This window comes from Pseudomonas aestuarii (assembly GCF_027988105.1).
GTDB classification, from domain to species: domain Bacteria; phylum Pseudomonadota; class Gammaproteobacteria; order Pseudomonadales; family Pseudomonadaceae; genus Aquipseudomonas; species Aquipseudomonas aestuarii.
Genome location: NZ_JAQJZJ010000004.1, coordinates 354,144 through 371,043, shown reverse-complemented (window position 1 = coordinate 371,043; position 16,900 = coordinate 354,144). Strand labels below are relative to the sequence as shown.

Genomic DNA, 16,900 nt, shown 5'->3' with positions numbered 1-16,900 from the left:
GCAGTCAGTTGAAACCGAACCAGAATTTATCGCCGTTGTAACTGAAGACGATGCCGTCCCGGGCGATCTGCAGCAGTTTCAACTGCGCGCCGAGTTGATCGCCTTCGCGCAACGTGCGGCCACTCACCCGGATAAAACGTGCGGCCGGATCGCTCGAATAGATATGTGCGCTGAAGGCCATCTCGCGGATCTGCCTCTGCACATCCGCAGGCAGGGTCTTCCAATGGTTGACCCCGCTGAGGACTTCTTCAGGCGGCGCCTCAGCTCTCACCGGCAGCGCTTCGCGGACAACCGCGGGTGCTGCGCGCGACGGCGTTGGCGGCGCTGCAACACCGCGACTGACCGGCATGTCGAGCACGACTCGCGGACTCTCGCGCATGCCAGACGCACCTGCGGCGCCGGGTTCAGCCTCATCATCGAGACGAATCCTCACCCCCGCCATGCCCTGCAGCGCGGGCAAGCCGGGGGCCTGCTCTCTCGGTTCGGGCAGCGCCAGCGGTATGACGTCCGGGGAGGCTGGTTGCAGGGTAGCCGGTTCAACAGCCGCCGCGCTGGCAGCAGGCGTCGCTGGCACGTTGCTCGGCGCCGCGCCGAACAGCCCCCATGCCAGGCTCAGCAACAGAGCCACCAGAGCGGCCAGGGCCAGCCACTTCCACAGGTGATCGGTCCACTTGCGCGACTGCACCTTGCCGAACTCCGGCTGCGAGTCGATGTGCGGGATCTCGCCGCGGTTACGCTGGCTTTCCGAATGCTTCAGGGCGTTGAGGATGTAAGACATGGACTCACTCCCCTTCCGGTTCGGTGACCGTCAGCTGCGGGATGTCCGCATCGGTCAGACTGCTGAGCTGGATCAGGGTCTGCGGCCCGACCACGGCATCGGTGATCAGTTGATAGTGGTGCTGGAAGGCCAGGACCTGCAGTTGCAATTCCTGATCGTAGTATTCGCCGCGGGTTGTCGTGGGAGTACGCCCCTGCAGCCAGGCCATCTGCGCATCCAGCCAAGGTACCAGGGCACTGCGCGCCTCGGGACGCAACGGTGCCTGGTAGCCGGGCGGCATGCGCCAGAGCACCAGTTGATGCTGCTGCATCCAGCTACGCAGTTCGGCCAACTCGACCGTACGCACCTCGCCGGCGATATTCAGCCTCGCCAGGCCTGCGCGTGGCTCGACGCCAATCAGGGTGGCATAGAACGATTGTCCGCCAGCGTTGAACAGGTTGATCACCGCCGGCAGGTTCAATTTGAGCAGCTCGTCGAGATCTGCCGGCTGCAGCAGGCAACCCAGCTTGTGCAAACGCGAAAACTGACAGACTACCGGCGCGCCGCTTGGGTTGTACTCGATCCCCCAGAGCTGGAACAACGCCTGATAGGCCAAGGGCTCGGTCGCCCCCAGATCGGTGCCCTCCGGCCATTGCCAGTCGCCCGGGCTGGACGGCGGCTCGCTCGGCAGTGCGGCGACCACAGGTTCCTCGATGCGCATTTCGTCCGAGTCCAGATACTGGAGTTCGGCCTCAGGTTGCGGCGCCAGCGGCTCGACAGGGGCCAACGAGGCCTCTGCCGAAGCCTGCACCTCGGCTGGCACCGTCGGCAGCAGGCCAGCCAAAAGGCCAGGCCCACCCGGATACCAGAAGACCATCCCCAGCAACAGGCCCACCAGGGCCACGGACAGCAGCGCCAGGCGCCAGCGCGGCGCTGAAACGGCCTGCTGGCCGCGCACCTCACGCGCCGCCCGCCCCAGCACACCCCAGCCGACCTTGCCGCGGCGCTCGACGAAGGCACCCAGCAAGGCTCGGTCGCAGATGATGTTGACCATCCGCGGCACACCGCCGGTCAGCCGGTGCAGGCGCCACAGAGCGGCGCGGGTGAACAGCGGCGCATCGCTGCCACCGACCGCCAGGCGATGACTGACATAGGCGCCCAACTCGGTGCGCGACAGGGCATTGAGATGGTAACGAGCGGTGATCCGCTGATTGAGCTGACGCAGCTCCGGACGTGCCAGCTTATCCAGCAGCTCGGGCTGACCGATCAGAATGATCTGCAACAGCTTCTGGCTACTGGTTTCCAGGTTGGTCAGCAGGCGGATCTGCTCAAGCACGTCGAGGCTGAGGTTCTGTGCCTCGTCGATGATCAGTACGGTATTGATGCCCCTGGCATGCACGTCCAGCAGGTGGGCATTGAGCGCATCGATGTACCCCTTGATCTGGCTCAGGCTGTGTTGGCAGGGGATTTTCAGTTCGTCGCAGATGGCTTCCAGCAACTCGGTGATGCTGTATTTGGGGTTGAGGATGAACGCCACCTCGGCCGAGTCGGGCAATTGCTCGAGCAGGCAGCGGCAGACAGTGGTCTTGCCCGTACCGACATCCCCGGTCAACAAGACGAAGCCGCCGTTACAGTTGATGCCATACAACAAACTGGCCAGCGCCTCACGATGCTGCGCGCTGAGGTAGAGGTAGCGCGGGTCTGGCGCAATGGTGAATGGCAGATCTGAAAAGCCGAAATACTTGCTATACATGGTTCATCGAACCTCGCAAAGCCCAACAAAACTATAGAGTCCCTGACGCCGGATTCCAGTCCTATGCGACACCCATCGGTGTAATAGCCGGTCGCCACTCCTTTCGTCGCCTGGCCTGAAAAACTCCAATAGTGAAACTACTCTTGTATAGCGTAGTAACGGAAAGGAAGAGTAGTAAGGTTAAAGTGTACAAGAGGCTTAACAAATGCCTGCCACCGCCCAACAGCTAGTGGATGAACCGCGTCGTGCACTGCTTTTTGATCTGTCCAACGACGAACGGCTCTCCTCAAACCTGCACGTAACCGACTGGGTCTTCGACCGCATCACCTCGTCGAGTAACAACCTGGCTTTGCTCAAGCAGCGCCCGTATAGCGTTGGGGTCGCCTTCCTGCCCAGCAGTCTCTCGGAGGATCAACGCGAACAAGTCGAAAACTTGCTCAACACCGACGAGAATCTTTCCTGGGTCGCCCTGACCAATCCGGCCAATCTTGAGAACCCCGAATTCCGCCAACTGATCTATGAGCATTTCTACGATTATTTTTCCCTGCCGCTCAACGACAGCGCCCATTTCAGGTGCGCCCTCGGCCACCTGCATGGCATGTCCAAACTGCGCCACACCGAAGACCACCTGCTGCAGCCGGTCGAAGAGTTTCACATGGTTGGCAGCAGCAAGCAGTTTCTCGGCATCTTCGACCAGATCCGCCGCGTCGCCACAGTCGATGCGCCCGTACTGATTCGCGGTGAAACCGGGGTGGGCAAGGAAATGATCGCCCGCGCCGTGCACCAGCGTTCGCGCCATCGCGGCGGCCCCTTCGTTGCGGTGAACTGCGGCGCCCTGCCGGAAACCCTGATTCATGCCGAACTCTTCGGCTACGAAAAAGGCGCGTTCACCGGCGCCTACAAGCGCAAGATCGGACGCATCGAAGCCGCGCAGAATGGCACCATCTTTCTCGACGAGATCGGCGACCTGCCGCAGCAACTCCAGGTCTACCTGTTGCGTTTTCTCGAACAGAAGACCATCGAGCGACTCGGCGGTAACCAGAGCCTGACCAGCAACGCACGGGTGATCGCCGCGACCCACGTCAACCTGGAGCAGGCGGTGAGCGATGGACGTTTTCGCGAAGACCTCTACTATCGCCTCAACGTGCTCAGCATTGAAGTGCCGCGCCTGGCGCAACGCGACAGCGACATCGAATTGCTGGCCCGCTTCTTCCTGCACAAGTTCGCCAAGGAACAGGGCAGCGTGGTGCGCGGATTTACCCGCCAGGCTGTCGCCGCCATGCAGAGCTACGACTGGCCAGGCAATGTCCGCGAGATGATCAACCGGATCAGGCGTGCCCTGGTGATGAGCGAGAACCGCATGATCACCCCGCGGGACCTGGGCCTGGCAGAAATCGACGCCAGGGTTGAGATCGAACCGCTGGAACAGGTGCGGGCGCACGCCGAGGAAGTGGCGGTACGCAGTTGCCTGAGTCAGTCAATGAACAACGTTTCGCATGCTGCCAAGCTGCTAGGGGTCTCCCGTGTCACCCTGTACCGGATGATGGATAAATACGGCATCCGCTGATGTGTGCTGTAACCCAAGCTGAACAATCGGCTTGGGTGGCCTTCCACGCCATTAACATAACCAGTTGAATAATAAAGAATAAGTAAACATGGCTGGCTTTTTGCAATCTCCTTCCCATGCAGGGAGGAACCGCCATGTACGACCATGCTCAACGTGCGACCGACCACCAAGCAGCACCGAACAGCCGCAAGGATGACGACCCGGCAGCATCGGGCCATGACACTGGCCCGACCGCTTTCCCGGTATTCGCCGACCCGCCTTTCTTTACCTGGCAAATCCTGCACCGCAAGCATGTCGTGTTCCAACAAGTTCATCCCAGCGTCCAGCCGCTGATCCTGCTATGGGACGAAGTCGACGACAGCGAAATGCTCTCCTGAAGCCTGATGGCACTGTGACACAGGCCTCACCTGCCATCCCCCCACCGATAGACGGTCGATTTCGCCCCTCCCCCCGCGTGACTCCTTCGCCCCCTCTGTTACAGGCCTTTAGCCCTCGGTCAGGAAAAGTTCCAGATCGTTTTTTAACCAATTCGCCCAGTCGTTATTACTCAACTGTATAAAAAACGTACAGCCAGCATGCTAGATTTCGCCCCCGTTACACATGTACAGAAAATGAACACTGCCGATGTGTAGCTGAAACAGGAAGTACCCCCGCTGCCGTGGCAGTGAACAGTGAGGTTTTGAAGATCGGCCAGTGAGCGTTACAGCTTGGTGTGATCGAGGGGCTTTTAATCAGGTAGCTCGCTACCCCGTGTAACACCGATACAGAAAGTTCCTCTCCCGACAAAGGCAAAGCCAAGGCAACTTGGCGACGCAAAGTTACGGGCCCCAGATGGGGTCGCCGGACTGCCGAAGGAGAACCTCCCTCATGGACAGCCGTGAAGAGGATCTTTTCTGACTCGATTCAGGAGAGACCATGCGCGTGTCCAAGCCCTACGCCACTTCCATGCTGTGCATTCTGGCCCTTAGTGCCGGGCTGACCTTTGCCGCTGAACCGAACACCCCTGCCGCGAGCCGCCCTGTGCAGGAGGCTCGCGAAGCTGCTGCGGCGCATACCACTGACGTGCTGGGTCTGAACAAGCGCCTGCAGACCGCGGCCGCCAGTGAGCGTTCGCAACTGCGCGAACAGCTCGTCAGCAAGGCCGAACAACGCCGCCAACTGCTCGCCGAGCTGGCCCAGAGCAATCCAGCAGAGGTTCTGCGCGTCGCCATTCCAGACGACAAGCAAAAAGGTATGCCGGCCGAGGTGGTAGCCAAGCTGGAACAGCGCGTCGAACTCGATGGCGAACTGCAAGTGATCTACGAAGACTACGAGAACGGCGACCACAAGCTGCGTCACTTTCTCAAGACGCCCTTTGGCGAACGCTTCGAACTGCGCCTGGCAGGCGCCAAGCGCGAATGGCGCAGCGGTCTCAGCGTGCGCGCCCAAGGCGTGCTGCTGGAAAAAGCCAATGGCGTGAATGGCCCGATCCAGGGCGACCTGGTGGTCAACGATGACGACAGCGGCCTGCTCCTGCTCGCCGACGGTGCGACCACCAGCACCACCGGAGAGCTGGCCTACGACCTGCCCAATGCCACGGGTGCCCAGCGCACCCTGGCGATCCTGGTCAACTTCCAGGACAAGCCCAGCGACAAACCCTGGACCACCAGCCAGGCCAACAGCCTGGTGTTCGGCGACGTCAGCAACTTCTTCAAGGAAAACTCCAGCCAGCAGACCTGGCTCAGCGGCGATGTTGCCGGCTGGTACACCATCCCGGTCAACAGCACCGTGTGTGACGGCTTCGCCATCGAGCAAAATGCCAAGGCAGCGGCCCAGTCGGCCGGTTACAACCTTGGCAACTACGAGCGCTTCCTGTTTATCTTCCCGCAGAACAGCGCTTGCGGTTACAGCGGTATGGGCCAGGTCGGCGCCACGCCGTCCAGCGCCTGGATTCACAACAACCTGAACCTACGCACCGTGGGCCATGAGATGGGCCACAACCTCGGCCTCTATCACGCTCATGCCCTGGACTGCGGCGACACGACCCTGGGCAGCAGCTGCACCAGCCAGGAGTATGGCGACACCCTCGACATCATGGGCTACTCCGGCACCGTTGGGCATTTCAACGGTTTCAGCAAGGAGCGCCTGGGTTGGCTGGCCAGCAGCAATATCATCAACGTCAGCAGTGCCGGCAACTTCACCCTGAAGCCAAGCTCTGCCCAGACCACCGGCGGCAAGCTGCTGAAGATCGCCAACGGTGTCGACAGCAGCGGTGCTCCTCGCTACTACTATGTTGAATACCGTCAGCCACAGGGCTTCGACGCGAAGATCACCGATCGCGGCGTGGTCGATGCCAACAACGTGTTCAATGGCGTGGCCGTACACCAAGCCAGCCCGAGCAACGGCAACAGCAGCCAGTTGCTGGATATGACCGCCGGCAGCAACTTCGTCGACATGAAGGACGCCGCCCTCACCGGTGGCCGTAGCTTCAGCGACAGCGGAATGACCCTCACCACCCAGTCGACCGATGCCAGCCAGGCCCTGGTCACCGTCGATTTCGGCGGCGGTGGCGGCAGCACCCCGACCTGTACCCGCAGCGCACCCAGCGTTAGCGTCAGCCCGGGCCAGAGCACCTGGCTGGCCGCCGGCGGCAGCTTCAGCTACACCGTCAGCGTCACCAACAAGGACAGCAGCGCGTGCTCCAGCAGCAGCTTCAGCCTGAGCCCGAGCAAACCCAGCGGCTGGAGCACTAGCCTGGGCAGCACCAGCCTCAGTCTGGCACCCGGCGCCAGCGCCAGCACCACACTGAAGGTCACCTCGCCGAGCAGTGCCGTCGACGGTTTCTACAGTGTCGGCAGCAGCGCTACCGCCAATGGCCTGGGCGCCAGTGGCAGTGCCAGCTTCGTGATCGACAACCCTACCAGCGTGAGCAACCACGCGCCGACGGCGGTGAATGACACTCCGTCGTTGAGCAGCGTCACCTCGATCAACGTGCCGGTACTGGCCAACGACAGCGATCTGGATGGCGACAAACTGAACATCGTCGCCTTCACCCAGGGCAGCAAGGGCAGCGTCAGCCTCAACAGCGATGGTAGCCTGCGTTACAGCCCGGCCAATTCGTTCAAGTCCAGCGACCAGTTCAGCTACACCATCAGCGACGGCAAGAGCAGCGCCTCGGCGACGGTCAGCATCAGCCTGCAATCGAGCACTGGCAGCACCGGTGGTAAGGGCAACGGCAAGGGCAAGCCGTGAGGGCATAAAAAAACGCGGGGCCAGGGGCCCCGCGCCATGCTTGTTTGCAGCGCCCGGGGGTCTCCAGCCCCCGGGCGTTTTTTCGTCAGAACGAGTTGTCGTTTGCCAGCGGGCAACCCAGGTTGTTATCGGCATCCAGTTCCGACGCCAACATCAGGATGGAGGCCCGATCCTTGGTGGCCAGTGCCGCATTGACCGCAGCAATCACCTCAGCCGTGCTCCGCGGGAAGTCCACTTCCGGGTGGGCGCTGTTGAGCAACGAGGCCACGGCGGCACGCAGCAGAATCTCTGCGGCACCGAGCAGGTTGTCACCACCACCGTAGTTCAGCGCTTCCATCAGGCTGTCGCCGCCCAGGTTGTTGTTGATCACACCATTCGGCAATGTAAATACCGAGGTGAGCAGCTGGTCAGGGCTGTAGCCAGTTGGCGGCCAGCTTCCCGGGCTGTTTTTCCAGAAGCCCGGAGTGCAGCCTTCGAACTCAGGCGGCGGTGGCGGTACTTCGCAGGTCGCTTGCGCCGGACTGCTTTCTACCGGCGAGCTTTCCACTGCATCTGTCGCCTGGGCTACCACGGTATTGGTGTAGGTGCCGGCCAGGGCCGGTGTGTAGCTACCGTTGTAGTTGGCCGAAGCCCCCGGAGCCAGATCGCCGATGTTGAAGGTCACATCGTCCGCGGTGTCGCCCGGAGTGGCGTTGTCGTCCACCACGATCACGCCGAGCAGCGTCACGTTACCGTTGTTGGTCACGCTACCGTCGAACAGGATCGCCTCGCCGAAGGCCGGGGCGTCCGTGCACTGCTTACTGACCAGCAGATCGGGGCTGACATCGGCCGCGCAGTTGGCCGAAGCATCGGCCTGCACCGGAGTCTGGGTCAGCGCATCGGTACCCGACGCGATCACCATATCGGTGGAACTGCTGCTAGCGAGAACGCCGAAGCCGCCGCTGTACGGAGCCGAGGCCCCAGGAGCGAGGCTGATCGGACCGAGCACGGTGACATCGTCACCCGGAACGCCCGGAGTGCCGTTGTCGTCGACCACGGTGACGTCATTCAGCACCACGTTACCGGTGTTGCTCACCACGCCGTTGAACAGCACGTCGATACCTGTACCGCCGGCATTGATGCTGGCGCTGCAGAACTTATCGACCGCAATGTTCGGCAGTACATCAGCCGCGCAGTTGGCCGAAGCATCGGCCTGCACCGGAGTCTGGGTCAGCGCATCGGTACCCGACGCGATCACCATATCGGTGGAACTGTTGCTGCCGAGAACGCCGAAGCCGCCGCTGTACGGAGCCGAGGCCCCAGGAGCGAGGCTGATCGGGCCGAGCACGGTGACATCGTCAGCCGGATTGCCCGGCGTGCCGTTGTCATCCACCACGGTGACATTGTTCAGCAGCACATTACCGGTATTGGTCACGGAACCGTTGAACAGCACGTCGATACCCGTACCGCCGGCATTGATGCTGGCGCTGCAGAACTTATCGACCGCGATATCCGGCAGCACGTCGGCCAGGCACGTGGCCTGCGCAGTGTCCTGCACCGCATCGCCACCCAGCACAGCTGTACCCGTGGCGACCACATGGTCGGTCGAGGTGTTGCTGCCACTGACACTGAAGCCACCGCTGTACGGTTTCACCTCGCCGACATTCAGATCGCCGATATTGATGGTGACATCATCGCCCAGGTTGCCCGGGGTGCCGTTGTCGTCCACCACGGTGACGTTTTCCAGCGCCACGTTACCGGTGTTGGTCACAATACCTTCGAACAGCACGTCGATCCCATCACCACTGCCGTTGATGCTGGCGGTGCAGAACTTGTCGACATCGATGGCCGGAATGATATCAGGCGCGCAGCTGGCTTCGGCCTCCGCCGTTACCGTGGCATTGGCCCGATGGCCTTCGGCAGTGACTCGGTCGGTCGGTGCCAGGTCCATGGTGCTGTAGCTGCCGTTGTACGGCTGCGACTCACCCGGAGCCAGGGTTGCCGGTCCGAATACCACAACATCGTCGGCGGTATCGCCCGGGGTGCCCATGTCATCGGTGACGGTGACATCGTTCAGGGTCAGGCCGCCGTCATTGGTGACCATACCGTCGAAGTTGACCAGGATGCTGTTGCCGCCATCGCTACTATCCACCGCGGCGGTACAGTTCTTGGTCACATCGATGCTGCACAGGTCGAACGCACCCAGCACGAAGTCCTTCAGCTGAGCGGTTTCCGAACGAGACGAACGGGTTTCAGCGAGGAAGGAGCTGAAGCAGGGCACCTCGCCCCCCAGCAGCTGCGACACGTTGATGCCGCCCTCGAAGAAACTCTCGAACGGCAAGCCGCTGCCCGATTTCGGGGTGTAGGGCCAGAGCGGTTCGCCACTCAGGTTGCCGACGTTGGTGATGGCGCAGGCCACCTTGTCGCCGTTACCGTCACACATGGCGTTGCTGGAGCTGTAGATCTCATCCAGGTTGTCGGCCACGTTGTCGTTATCCGCATCCAGCGGATCCCACTCGTAGACCTTGATCTCCGGCACAGCGTTGGCACCCTGCGGGTACTCCACCAGCACCAGCAGGTCGCCGCGCTGATCGCCGTTGCGCCCCACATGCTGACCGTTGAAGGTGCCGTTTGGCCCCAGGCCGACGTTGTCCTGGAAGAACCAGAAGCCGGCGAAGGCGTCACCGTTGTTGGCGAAGCGATCGAGACCGAAGTAGATGATCAGGTCACCCGCTTCATGCACCGCCGTGGCCTGCCCGGGCTGCACCGTGTAACCGGCCGCATAGGCGTTGGTGATGTCGTCCTTGTCCGGCACCGAGCCGTCCTTGTAGCGCCACTCGGTGACATCGTTGATGTCCTTGGAGCCACCTTGCCAGTAAATAGTCACGGGGGCCGGGTCGGCGAGGATGCCGGTGAAGGCCGCCGGTGTGCCGGCCTGGGTGCCCAGGAACAGACTGCCCCAGTCGTCACCCGGGGTTGCCCCGACATCCAGCGTGTTGCCGTCGAGTTCGAAGAGTCCTGGCGGGTTGCCATCCACGGCGTATACCCCCGCCGTGGTCGTTATCCCCGCCACCAAGGCCGCGCCAAGCAGACAGCGCGGTAGTGAGCGTAGAAAGTTTCGCGAGTGCATAGCCGTGCTCCCTCGCCCCCGGCTGCGCAATCCCTGGCGGTTGAGGCGTTGAGACCCTGTCGCCACGTGCCGGGCTTCCTGACCGGGGTCGATCACCCAGTGGGCGATCATTCGTGAGGCAAGGTATGCGGATTATCGACCCTGTATGACGACTGCACTGCTGCCGAGGGGCCTGACCGGAGACCAGCAGTCTCCTCACGGACATATACACAATTACCATGCCATAACTTCAAGCCATTGATTTTAATATATTTTATTTATAACCCTGATCAAGCCCTAGCGTCCTTCGAGTGGCCTTGTCGGCAATCACGGTGATTTCTGTCCAGCCAATGAAACAGGTTGCCAGGTTGCTCAGCGCAGCATTTCCGGCTGAACCACTGGGCATGCGGCTTTGCGCCAGCAACACATTCACTGCGTTTGTTCAGCGGCGGTAACAACAACGCCTGGACTGCCAGGGCGTACGCTCAAAAAGAAGCCGGCACAGCCCACGAAAGCCTCTTGATAGAGCCTCAGCGATCGAAAATCAAGGTGTCATAGCCGGTTAAACATGGCCGTCTGCTAGCGTTGCGCAGGGTTTAGCCGGCATGCCGATCTGTATCGCCAAGCGAACGATTACGATGAAGTATTTTCATTGCGCGAACAGGTGCTTCAGCAATGAACGCAGGTCTTTCAGACTTGTAACAGCCTCCGTAGCGGATGACGCGGCGCGCTGAATGGTGACCGCATTGAACCGGGCTACGCTCAGTGGCGCCGGGCCGGCACCTGCGCTGACCCATCAGGCGACGGCTGGCGGTAGTGCGCCACAGGTGCAACAGGCAAGTCGCCACGTTGGGCTGGGCTGGGGTGGAGCGAAGGAAAACCGGATGTGCAACTGGAGGAGGACCAACCATGCCCCGCTTGATGTTAGCGTCGCGACTGCCTAAGGGGAGCGGCCAGGCGGCGCTGCGCTTTAACCGCGTGGCTTTGTCGGGGGTTTAAACGGTTATCGCAGATGAGTCCGCCCCTGCAAAAACGCTGGTGCCCTTGCAACAGCTGGCGGCCTGTACGGCTGGCTGGTTAACTCAAACGCACTGACAGTCCTCGCCTGTGGCAGGCCCGACTTCGAGGCGCAGCTTGTGCTCTTGGCAACGGACTACAAGAGCTTGGCGGCTCTACAGAGGACGCTCACCTCCGAGTGAGTGCGCCCTGCCGGGCGCACAAAGAAAAAGGGCGCTGACTGGCAGCGCCCTTAGGTTTGGTTCTAGCGGCGACCCTTTCCAGGGGGCCACCGTTTCAGGGGTGACGCCCGCTTATGGCTCTGGCGGGCAGTCCGGGCATGCGCACAGCTCGCAGATGGCATCGGCGGTTAATGGGCCAAGCGGCGTACCACTGAGCACCCCGGTGCCCGAAGCACTGGCGGTGTTCTTGAAGGACACGCCACTCGGATTGCTCAACGCACCCAGGATGTTCTGGCCATCCGGGCGATAGGTCTGCTTGAGCACCACCACGTCGCCGTTGTCCATGGTACCGGTGCAGCTGTTGCCCGAGCAGGTCAGGCCTGCGCCACCGGACATTTTCACCAGGGTCTGCACATCGGAGTCGCTGATGCTGACGTTGGTCAGGTCCTCGTTACCGGGGTTGCTCACGGTGATGATGTTGCCCACCTCGACCACTACCTGGCCGTTGTCGACCACCAGTTGCACACCGGTACCGCCGCCGATGGCGTCATCGCAGACCTTGACGATGGTCAGGTCCGGATTCAGGTTCGGCGTGCAGGAGGCCGTGTCGTTGTCGCTGACCGTGTCGGTGTCGTCGAAGAAGTTGGCTCCGCTGGCGGTCAGGGTGTTGGTGTGCGACGGTGTGCCGCTGCTCACAGCTGCCGCAAAGGCCAACTGTTCGCCGGCAGCCAGGTCGCCGCCGTTGCTGAAGGCCAACTCGCCTCCGTCAACCACACCATTCTCGTTGGCGTCGTACACCACCGTCAGGTCGCCGAAGCTGAACACGGTATCGCTCAGCATCACGTTGACCAGCTTGACGTTACCGGTGTTGCTCACCGTACCGACGATGTCGGCAATGAAGGTGTCGCCATCCTCGATGTTGGGATTGATGCAGTTCTTGAACACCGCGATGCCCGGAGTGCCTTGCGGCGGGCAGGTGGCCGTGGCGGTCTCGGTGTCGATCGGCACGGTATCAGACGCGTCCTCGAAGAACTTCAGGCTGACGATGTCAGTGAAGCTGGTCTGGTCGTCGAACTGGGTGACCACGTAACTACCTTCGTAGCGCACCGTCTCACCGGCACCCAGGGTGAAGGTCGCCTTGCTTGCCGGCAGCGTGTTGAGCCCAGTCGGCACGGCGTCACCAGCATCGCAGCCATCGCCACCGACATCGAAGCACACGGCGTCGATCATCGAACCGCTCTGGTCGTCTTCCAGCTCAACGTACAGGGCCAGGCCACCGGTATTGACTGCGGTACCATCGAAGGCCACGTCGACCTGGTCGCCGACCTGATTGATGGTCGCTTCGCAGTTCTTGGTGACGTCGGCACCGCACACATCGAAGCCGCCGAGGGCGAAGTCCTTCAGGGTCGCGGTTTCCGAACGCGAGGCACGGGTCTCGGCCAGGAAGGAGCTGAAGCACGGCGTTCCGCCGAGCAACTGGGTGACGTTGATGCCGCCCTCGAAGAAGCTCTCGAACGGCAGGCCACTACCGGACTTCGGCGTATAGGGCCAGGCCGGTTCGCCGGCCAGGTCCTGCAGGTTGCTGATCGCGCAGGCCAGCTTGCCGCCGAGTTGGTCGCACTCGGCATTGCTCTGGGTGATCAGCAGATCGAGGTTGTTGGCCACGTTGTCGCCGTCCAGGTCGAGCGGATCCCACTCGTAAACCTTGACCTCAGGCACGGCGCCCGAGGCCTGCGGGTACTCCACCAGCACCAGCAGGTCGCCCGGCGCATAGTTGGCATCACCGGGCATGCCGACGCGGCCCACATGCTGGCCAGTGAACTGGCTACCGCTGATGGCTACGTCGTCCTGGAAGAACCAGAAGCCGGCAAAGGCGTCACCGCTGTTGGCATAGCGATCCAGACCGAAGTAGACGATCAGGTCGCCGGCCTCATGCACCGGATCACCCACTGCGGTAGCATCACTGCACAGCACCGCCACCCCGCCGGCCGTCAGGCAGACGTCGGCCGGATTGTTGTAGGCGGCGGCGTAGGCGTTGGTGATGTCGTCCTTGTCCGGCACCGAGCCGTCTTTCTGCCACCAATCTGGCACATCGTTGATGTCCTTGGAACCGCCCTTCCAGTAGATCGTCTGCGGGGCCGGGTCGGCGATCACACCGGTGTAGGTGATCAGGTTAGCGGGGGTGGCACCACCGTAGAGGGCGCCCCAGTCGGTGCCCGGCGCGCCGCTGTCAATGGTATTACCTTCTAGTTCGAACAGACCTGGCGGGTTGCCGTCGATGGCCTGAACCATGGTCGTGCTGGCGATGCCAGCGGCAAAAATAGCGCCGAGTAGACAGCTCGGTAGCTTTTTCAGTAAGTGCTTCGTGTTCATCAGTCTGCTCCTTCACCACACGCGGAGGCGTGCGGTGTTCAGCCGTCCATTCATTCCGACTGGAATGGCGCCGGTGCCGAGTTGGCCTGAGACCGACGGGAAGACTGTGCCTGTGTGCAGGGTGCTAGCGGACTTCGACAGGTTTTTATCAATAACCAGATCACTCTCGAAATCCCTCTCCGGAGGACAGCCGACTCTCCTCACCGCTTAAGCACACAATTCCCGTGCCATGTTTTTAACACTCTGTTTTATAAGGATTTTTAAGACGGCCAGGGTGCGAAAAGCTCTAATGGCAACGCCTGCGGGGCGATTGCAGGGTGAAGCTGTTAAGCCTGGCTGACAGCAGTTTTTCGGCTGCCTGCAAAGAATGCTCAGAACCTGAGTATTTTCATGGGCTTGTCAATTTTTACTGACTGCCGCGGCTGTACCGCCGCTGTGACAAGCGCCGTCGCTATCAGGCCGGTTGGGGGCTGTGTGCCGCGGCACCACTGCTGGCGCTGCTTTGTTGTCGACTGGTGCGGTCGACGAGCCAGACAGGCCGGGACAACCCGGCCCGCCTGGCTTAACCGCGCAGGTGCAAAGCGTGTGTGTGGGAGGCCCGACCTCGGGGCGAAGCGCTTGCTTGGCAAGAGCTGACTACCAGAGTCTGGCAGTCCTGCGACCTGCATTCGCCGCAGGACGCGCCTCCTGCCGGCCTGGAGCGAGCCCAAGCCAAGAGCTAGACAAACTAACCGTGCAGGACACTCGCCAGCTTCTAAAGCTGGCGCCCCTGGCCCTGCCAGGCATCCTGCGGCAGGCTCACGTCCTTCAGCTTGTTGCGGTACTCCTGGGTAACGTCACGGGCCTCATTGAGGCTGGTCACCGCCGTCGGAGTGATCATCACCACCAGTTCGGTGCGACTGGTGTTCTTGCCCTGGCTGCCAAACAGCCAGCCGAGTACCGGTACGTGGCGCAGGTAGGGCAGGCCTTCGTTGGTGCGGCCGTTGTTCTCCTTGATCAGGCCGCCGAGGACCAGGGTCTCACCGCTCTGGATCGCCACGTTGGTGGTGATCCGGCGCTGGTTGATGGTCGGCGAGTCGATGCCCGAGGTGGCGTTGGTGGTGACGTCGTTCACCTCCTGGGTGATCTCCAGCACAATCAAGCCGCCGGAGTTGACCCGCGGCTTGACCTCCAACAGCACCCCGGTATCGCGGTATTGAATGGTACTGGTGACCAATGCCGAGGGATCGGTGGGTTGGTTGATGACGCCGCTGGTGTTGGTGGTTTCCGAGGTGCGCACCGGTACCTGATCGCCGACACGAATGGTCGCGGTGTGGTTATCCAGCACCATCAGGGTCGGCGAAGACACCACGTTGATCTTCGAGTCCGAGGCCAGCAGGTCGAGCAGCACGCGGGTACCCGCCGCGTTGAACACGCTCAGCGAGCCGGTGGGGCTCAGGTCAGTCGGGGTGACGATAGGAAATTGGCCGATGGTGCCGCGGATATTCTTGTTGCCCGCGGAACTCTTGAAGAACCACTGCAGGCCGTAGCGCAGTTCGTCCTCGAGGGTGACCTCGACGATGGTGGCTTCCACCAGCACCTGCAAGGCCAGCACGTCGAGCTTCTGGATCGCCTGCAGGACCTTGTCGTAGTCACTCGGCGTGGCCATCACCAACAGCGCGTTGTTCTCCTCGTCGGCAATGATGCTGACCTGGCCGACATCCAGGCTCGAGCCGTCACCAGCCAAGGCGAGCGACTGCGGCGCGCGCACGGCAGCGGGCACGGCAGCGGCAGCGGCCTCGCCGTCTGCCGTCGGAGTGCTCGTCGGGGTCGCCTGCCGAAGCAAACGCTGCTGTTGCTCGCCATCCGTGGCGCCTCGCCCTTCGAACAGTTGAGTGAGGATTTCCGCCATGTGCTCGGCCTTGCCATTCTGCACATGGTAGATGTGCATGTTCGGCCCCTGGCCACCCTCGGTCCGGTCCAGGCGCTCGATCCAGGCGCGCGCGTCATCCAGGTACTTGGCCTGGGGGGTGATCACCAGCAACGCATTGAGCCGCTCGATAGGCAGGAAGCGCACCATGCCGGCCAGCGGCCCACCGGCCGAGTCGCCGAAGATCGCCTCCAGTTCCTTGAGTACCACCGGCGCTTCCACCTGTTGCAGACGGAACAGGCCGACTGACATGCCGCGTAATTGATCGACATCGAACACCCGCACGGTCTCGCGAATGTTGTTCAGCTCATCCGCGGTGCCGGCGACCAGCAACAGGTTGCGCGTCTCATCGACACGCATCAGGCCTTTGACCGGTTTGAGCGGCTCGAGAATCTTCTGCAGTTCGGCGGCGGAAATGTAGCGCAGCGGAATGACCAGCAACTGGTAGCCGCGCAGCTCATCCGGGTTCAGCCGGGGCACCAACGCGCCCGACGGGGCGGCGTCGATAGGCACCACCTCATAGAAGTTTCGCGATTTCACCAGCACCGCACCATTGACCTGCAGCAGCGCCTCCAGGGTTGGCAGCAGGGCATCGCGGGTCAGTGGCCGACTGGTTTGCAGGCTGACCGTGCCGCTGACGTTCTTGTCCAGCACATAGTTCTTGCCGAGGATCTCGCCGAGGATGATCTTGACCACCTCGGCAATCTCCATCTGCTGGAAGTTCAGGGTGATCTCCCCTTCCTCGTCCACCGGCACGCGAGGCGTCGCGCCGAGATCGACCATGCTGCCTGAACCTCGATAAATTTCCGCGCGGGGGCCTGTGACGACAACGTCGGGCTGGCCGCCCGAGTCGCGGCGCAGCGGCTGCCCCTCCGGGCGCGGCTGGCGCGCGCGGCTCGGCGCTGGCGCCTCGGCCTGTTCGATCTTGTGCCCAAATGGGTTGTCGAAGGTGGCCCGGTCACCGCCCGGAATCGCCGCACAGGCTGCCAGCAGCAAATAACTGCCGAACTGAAGGGGACGGGCCACAATCCTGAACATATTCAT

The 16,900-nt window shown here is 62.0% G+C and carries 8 protein-coding genes and 1 riboswitch; of the genes, 3 read left to right on the top strand and 5 right to left on the bottom strand.

The features are described 5' to 3' along the window. Positions 1 to 4: 4 nt before the first annotated feature. Together PH586_RS11200 and PH586_RS11195 are read right to left on the bottom strand one after the other, a co-directional pair. Entirely contained in the window at positions 5 to 778 is a 774-nt protein-coding gene (locus PH586_RS11200; RefSeq protein ID WP_271347843.1) for a general secretion pathway protein GspB, read from the bottom strand. 4 nt (positions 779 to 782) lie between these two features. Beyond that, positions 783 to 2,510, bottom strand: coding sequence for an ExeA family protein (locus tag PH586_RS11195; RefSeq protein ID WP_271347842.1), 1,728 nt, complete (start codon positions 2,508 to 2,510; stop codon positions 783 to 785). Positions 2,511 to 2,715: 205 nt separating this feature from the next. Between PH586_RS11195 and PH586_RS11190 the strand changes: the two genes are divergently transcribed. The 3 genes from PH586_RS11190 (at position 2,716) to PH586_RS11180 (ending at position 7,308) form a co-directional block, all read left to right on the top strand. Then, positions 2,716 to 4,077, top strand: coding sequence for a sigma-54 dependent transcriptional regulator (locus PH586_RS11190; protein ID WP_271347841.1), 1,362 nt, complete (start codon positions 2,716 to 2,718; stop codon positions 4,075 to 4,077). Positions 4,078 to 4,211: 134 nt separating this feature from the next. Continuing rightward, entirely contained in the window at positions 4,212 to 4,454 is a 243-nt protein-coding gene (locus PH586_RS11185; RefSeq protein WP_271347840.1) for a hypothetical protein, read from the top strand. A gap of 400 nt (positions 4,455 to 4,854) precedes the next feature. Then, a riboswitch (cyclic di-GMP riboswitch) is annotated at positions 4,855 to 4,930 on the top strand. A gap of 62 nt (positions 4,931 to 4,992) precedes the next feature. Then, positions 4,993 to 7,308, top strand: coding sequence for an Ig-like domain-containing protein (locus PH586_RS11180; RefSeq protein WP_271347839.1), 2,316 nt, complete (start codon positions 4,993 to 4,995; stop codon positions 7,306 to 7,308). A gap of 85 nt (positions 7,309 to 7,393) precedes the next feature. On the opposite strand, the gene PH586_RS11175 is transcribed toward PH586_RS11180, so the two are convergent. From PH586_RS11175 to gspD, 3 genes are all read right to left on the bottom strand, one after another. Next, entirely contained in the window at positions 7,394 to 10,417 is a 3,024-nt protein-coding gene (locus PH586_RS11175) for a DUF7507 domain-containing protein (RefSeq protein ID WP_271347838.1), read from the bottom strand. 1,289 nt (positions 10,418 to 11,706) lie between these two features. Then, complete coding sequence (locus PH586_RS11170) at positions 11,707 to 13,947, bottom strand: hypothetical protein (protein ID WP_271347837.1); 2,241 nt, start codon at positions 13,945 to 13,947, stop codon at positions 11,707 to 11,709. Between the two features lie 754 nt (positions 13,948 to 14,701). Continuing rightward, positions 14,702 to 16,900 carry a type II secretion system secretin GspD gene (gspD, locus tag PH586_RS11165; RefSeq protein ID WP_271347836.1) on the bottom strand — a complete coding sequence of 733 codons (2,199 nt, stop codon included), beginning with the start codon at positions 16,898 to 16,900 and terminating at the stop codon, positions 14,702 to 14,704.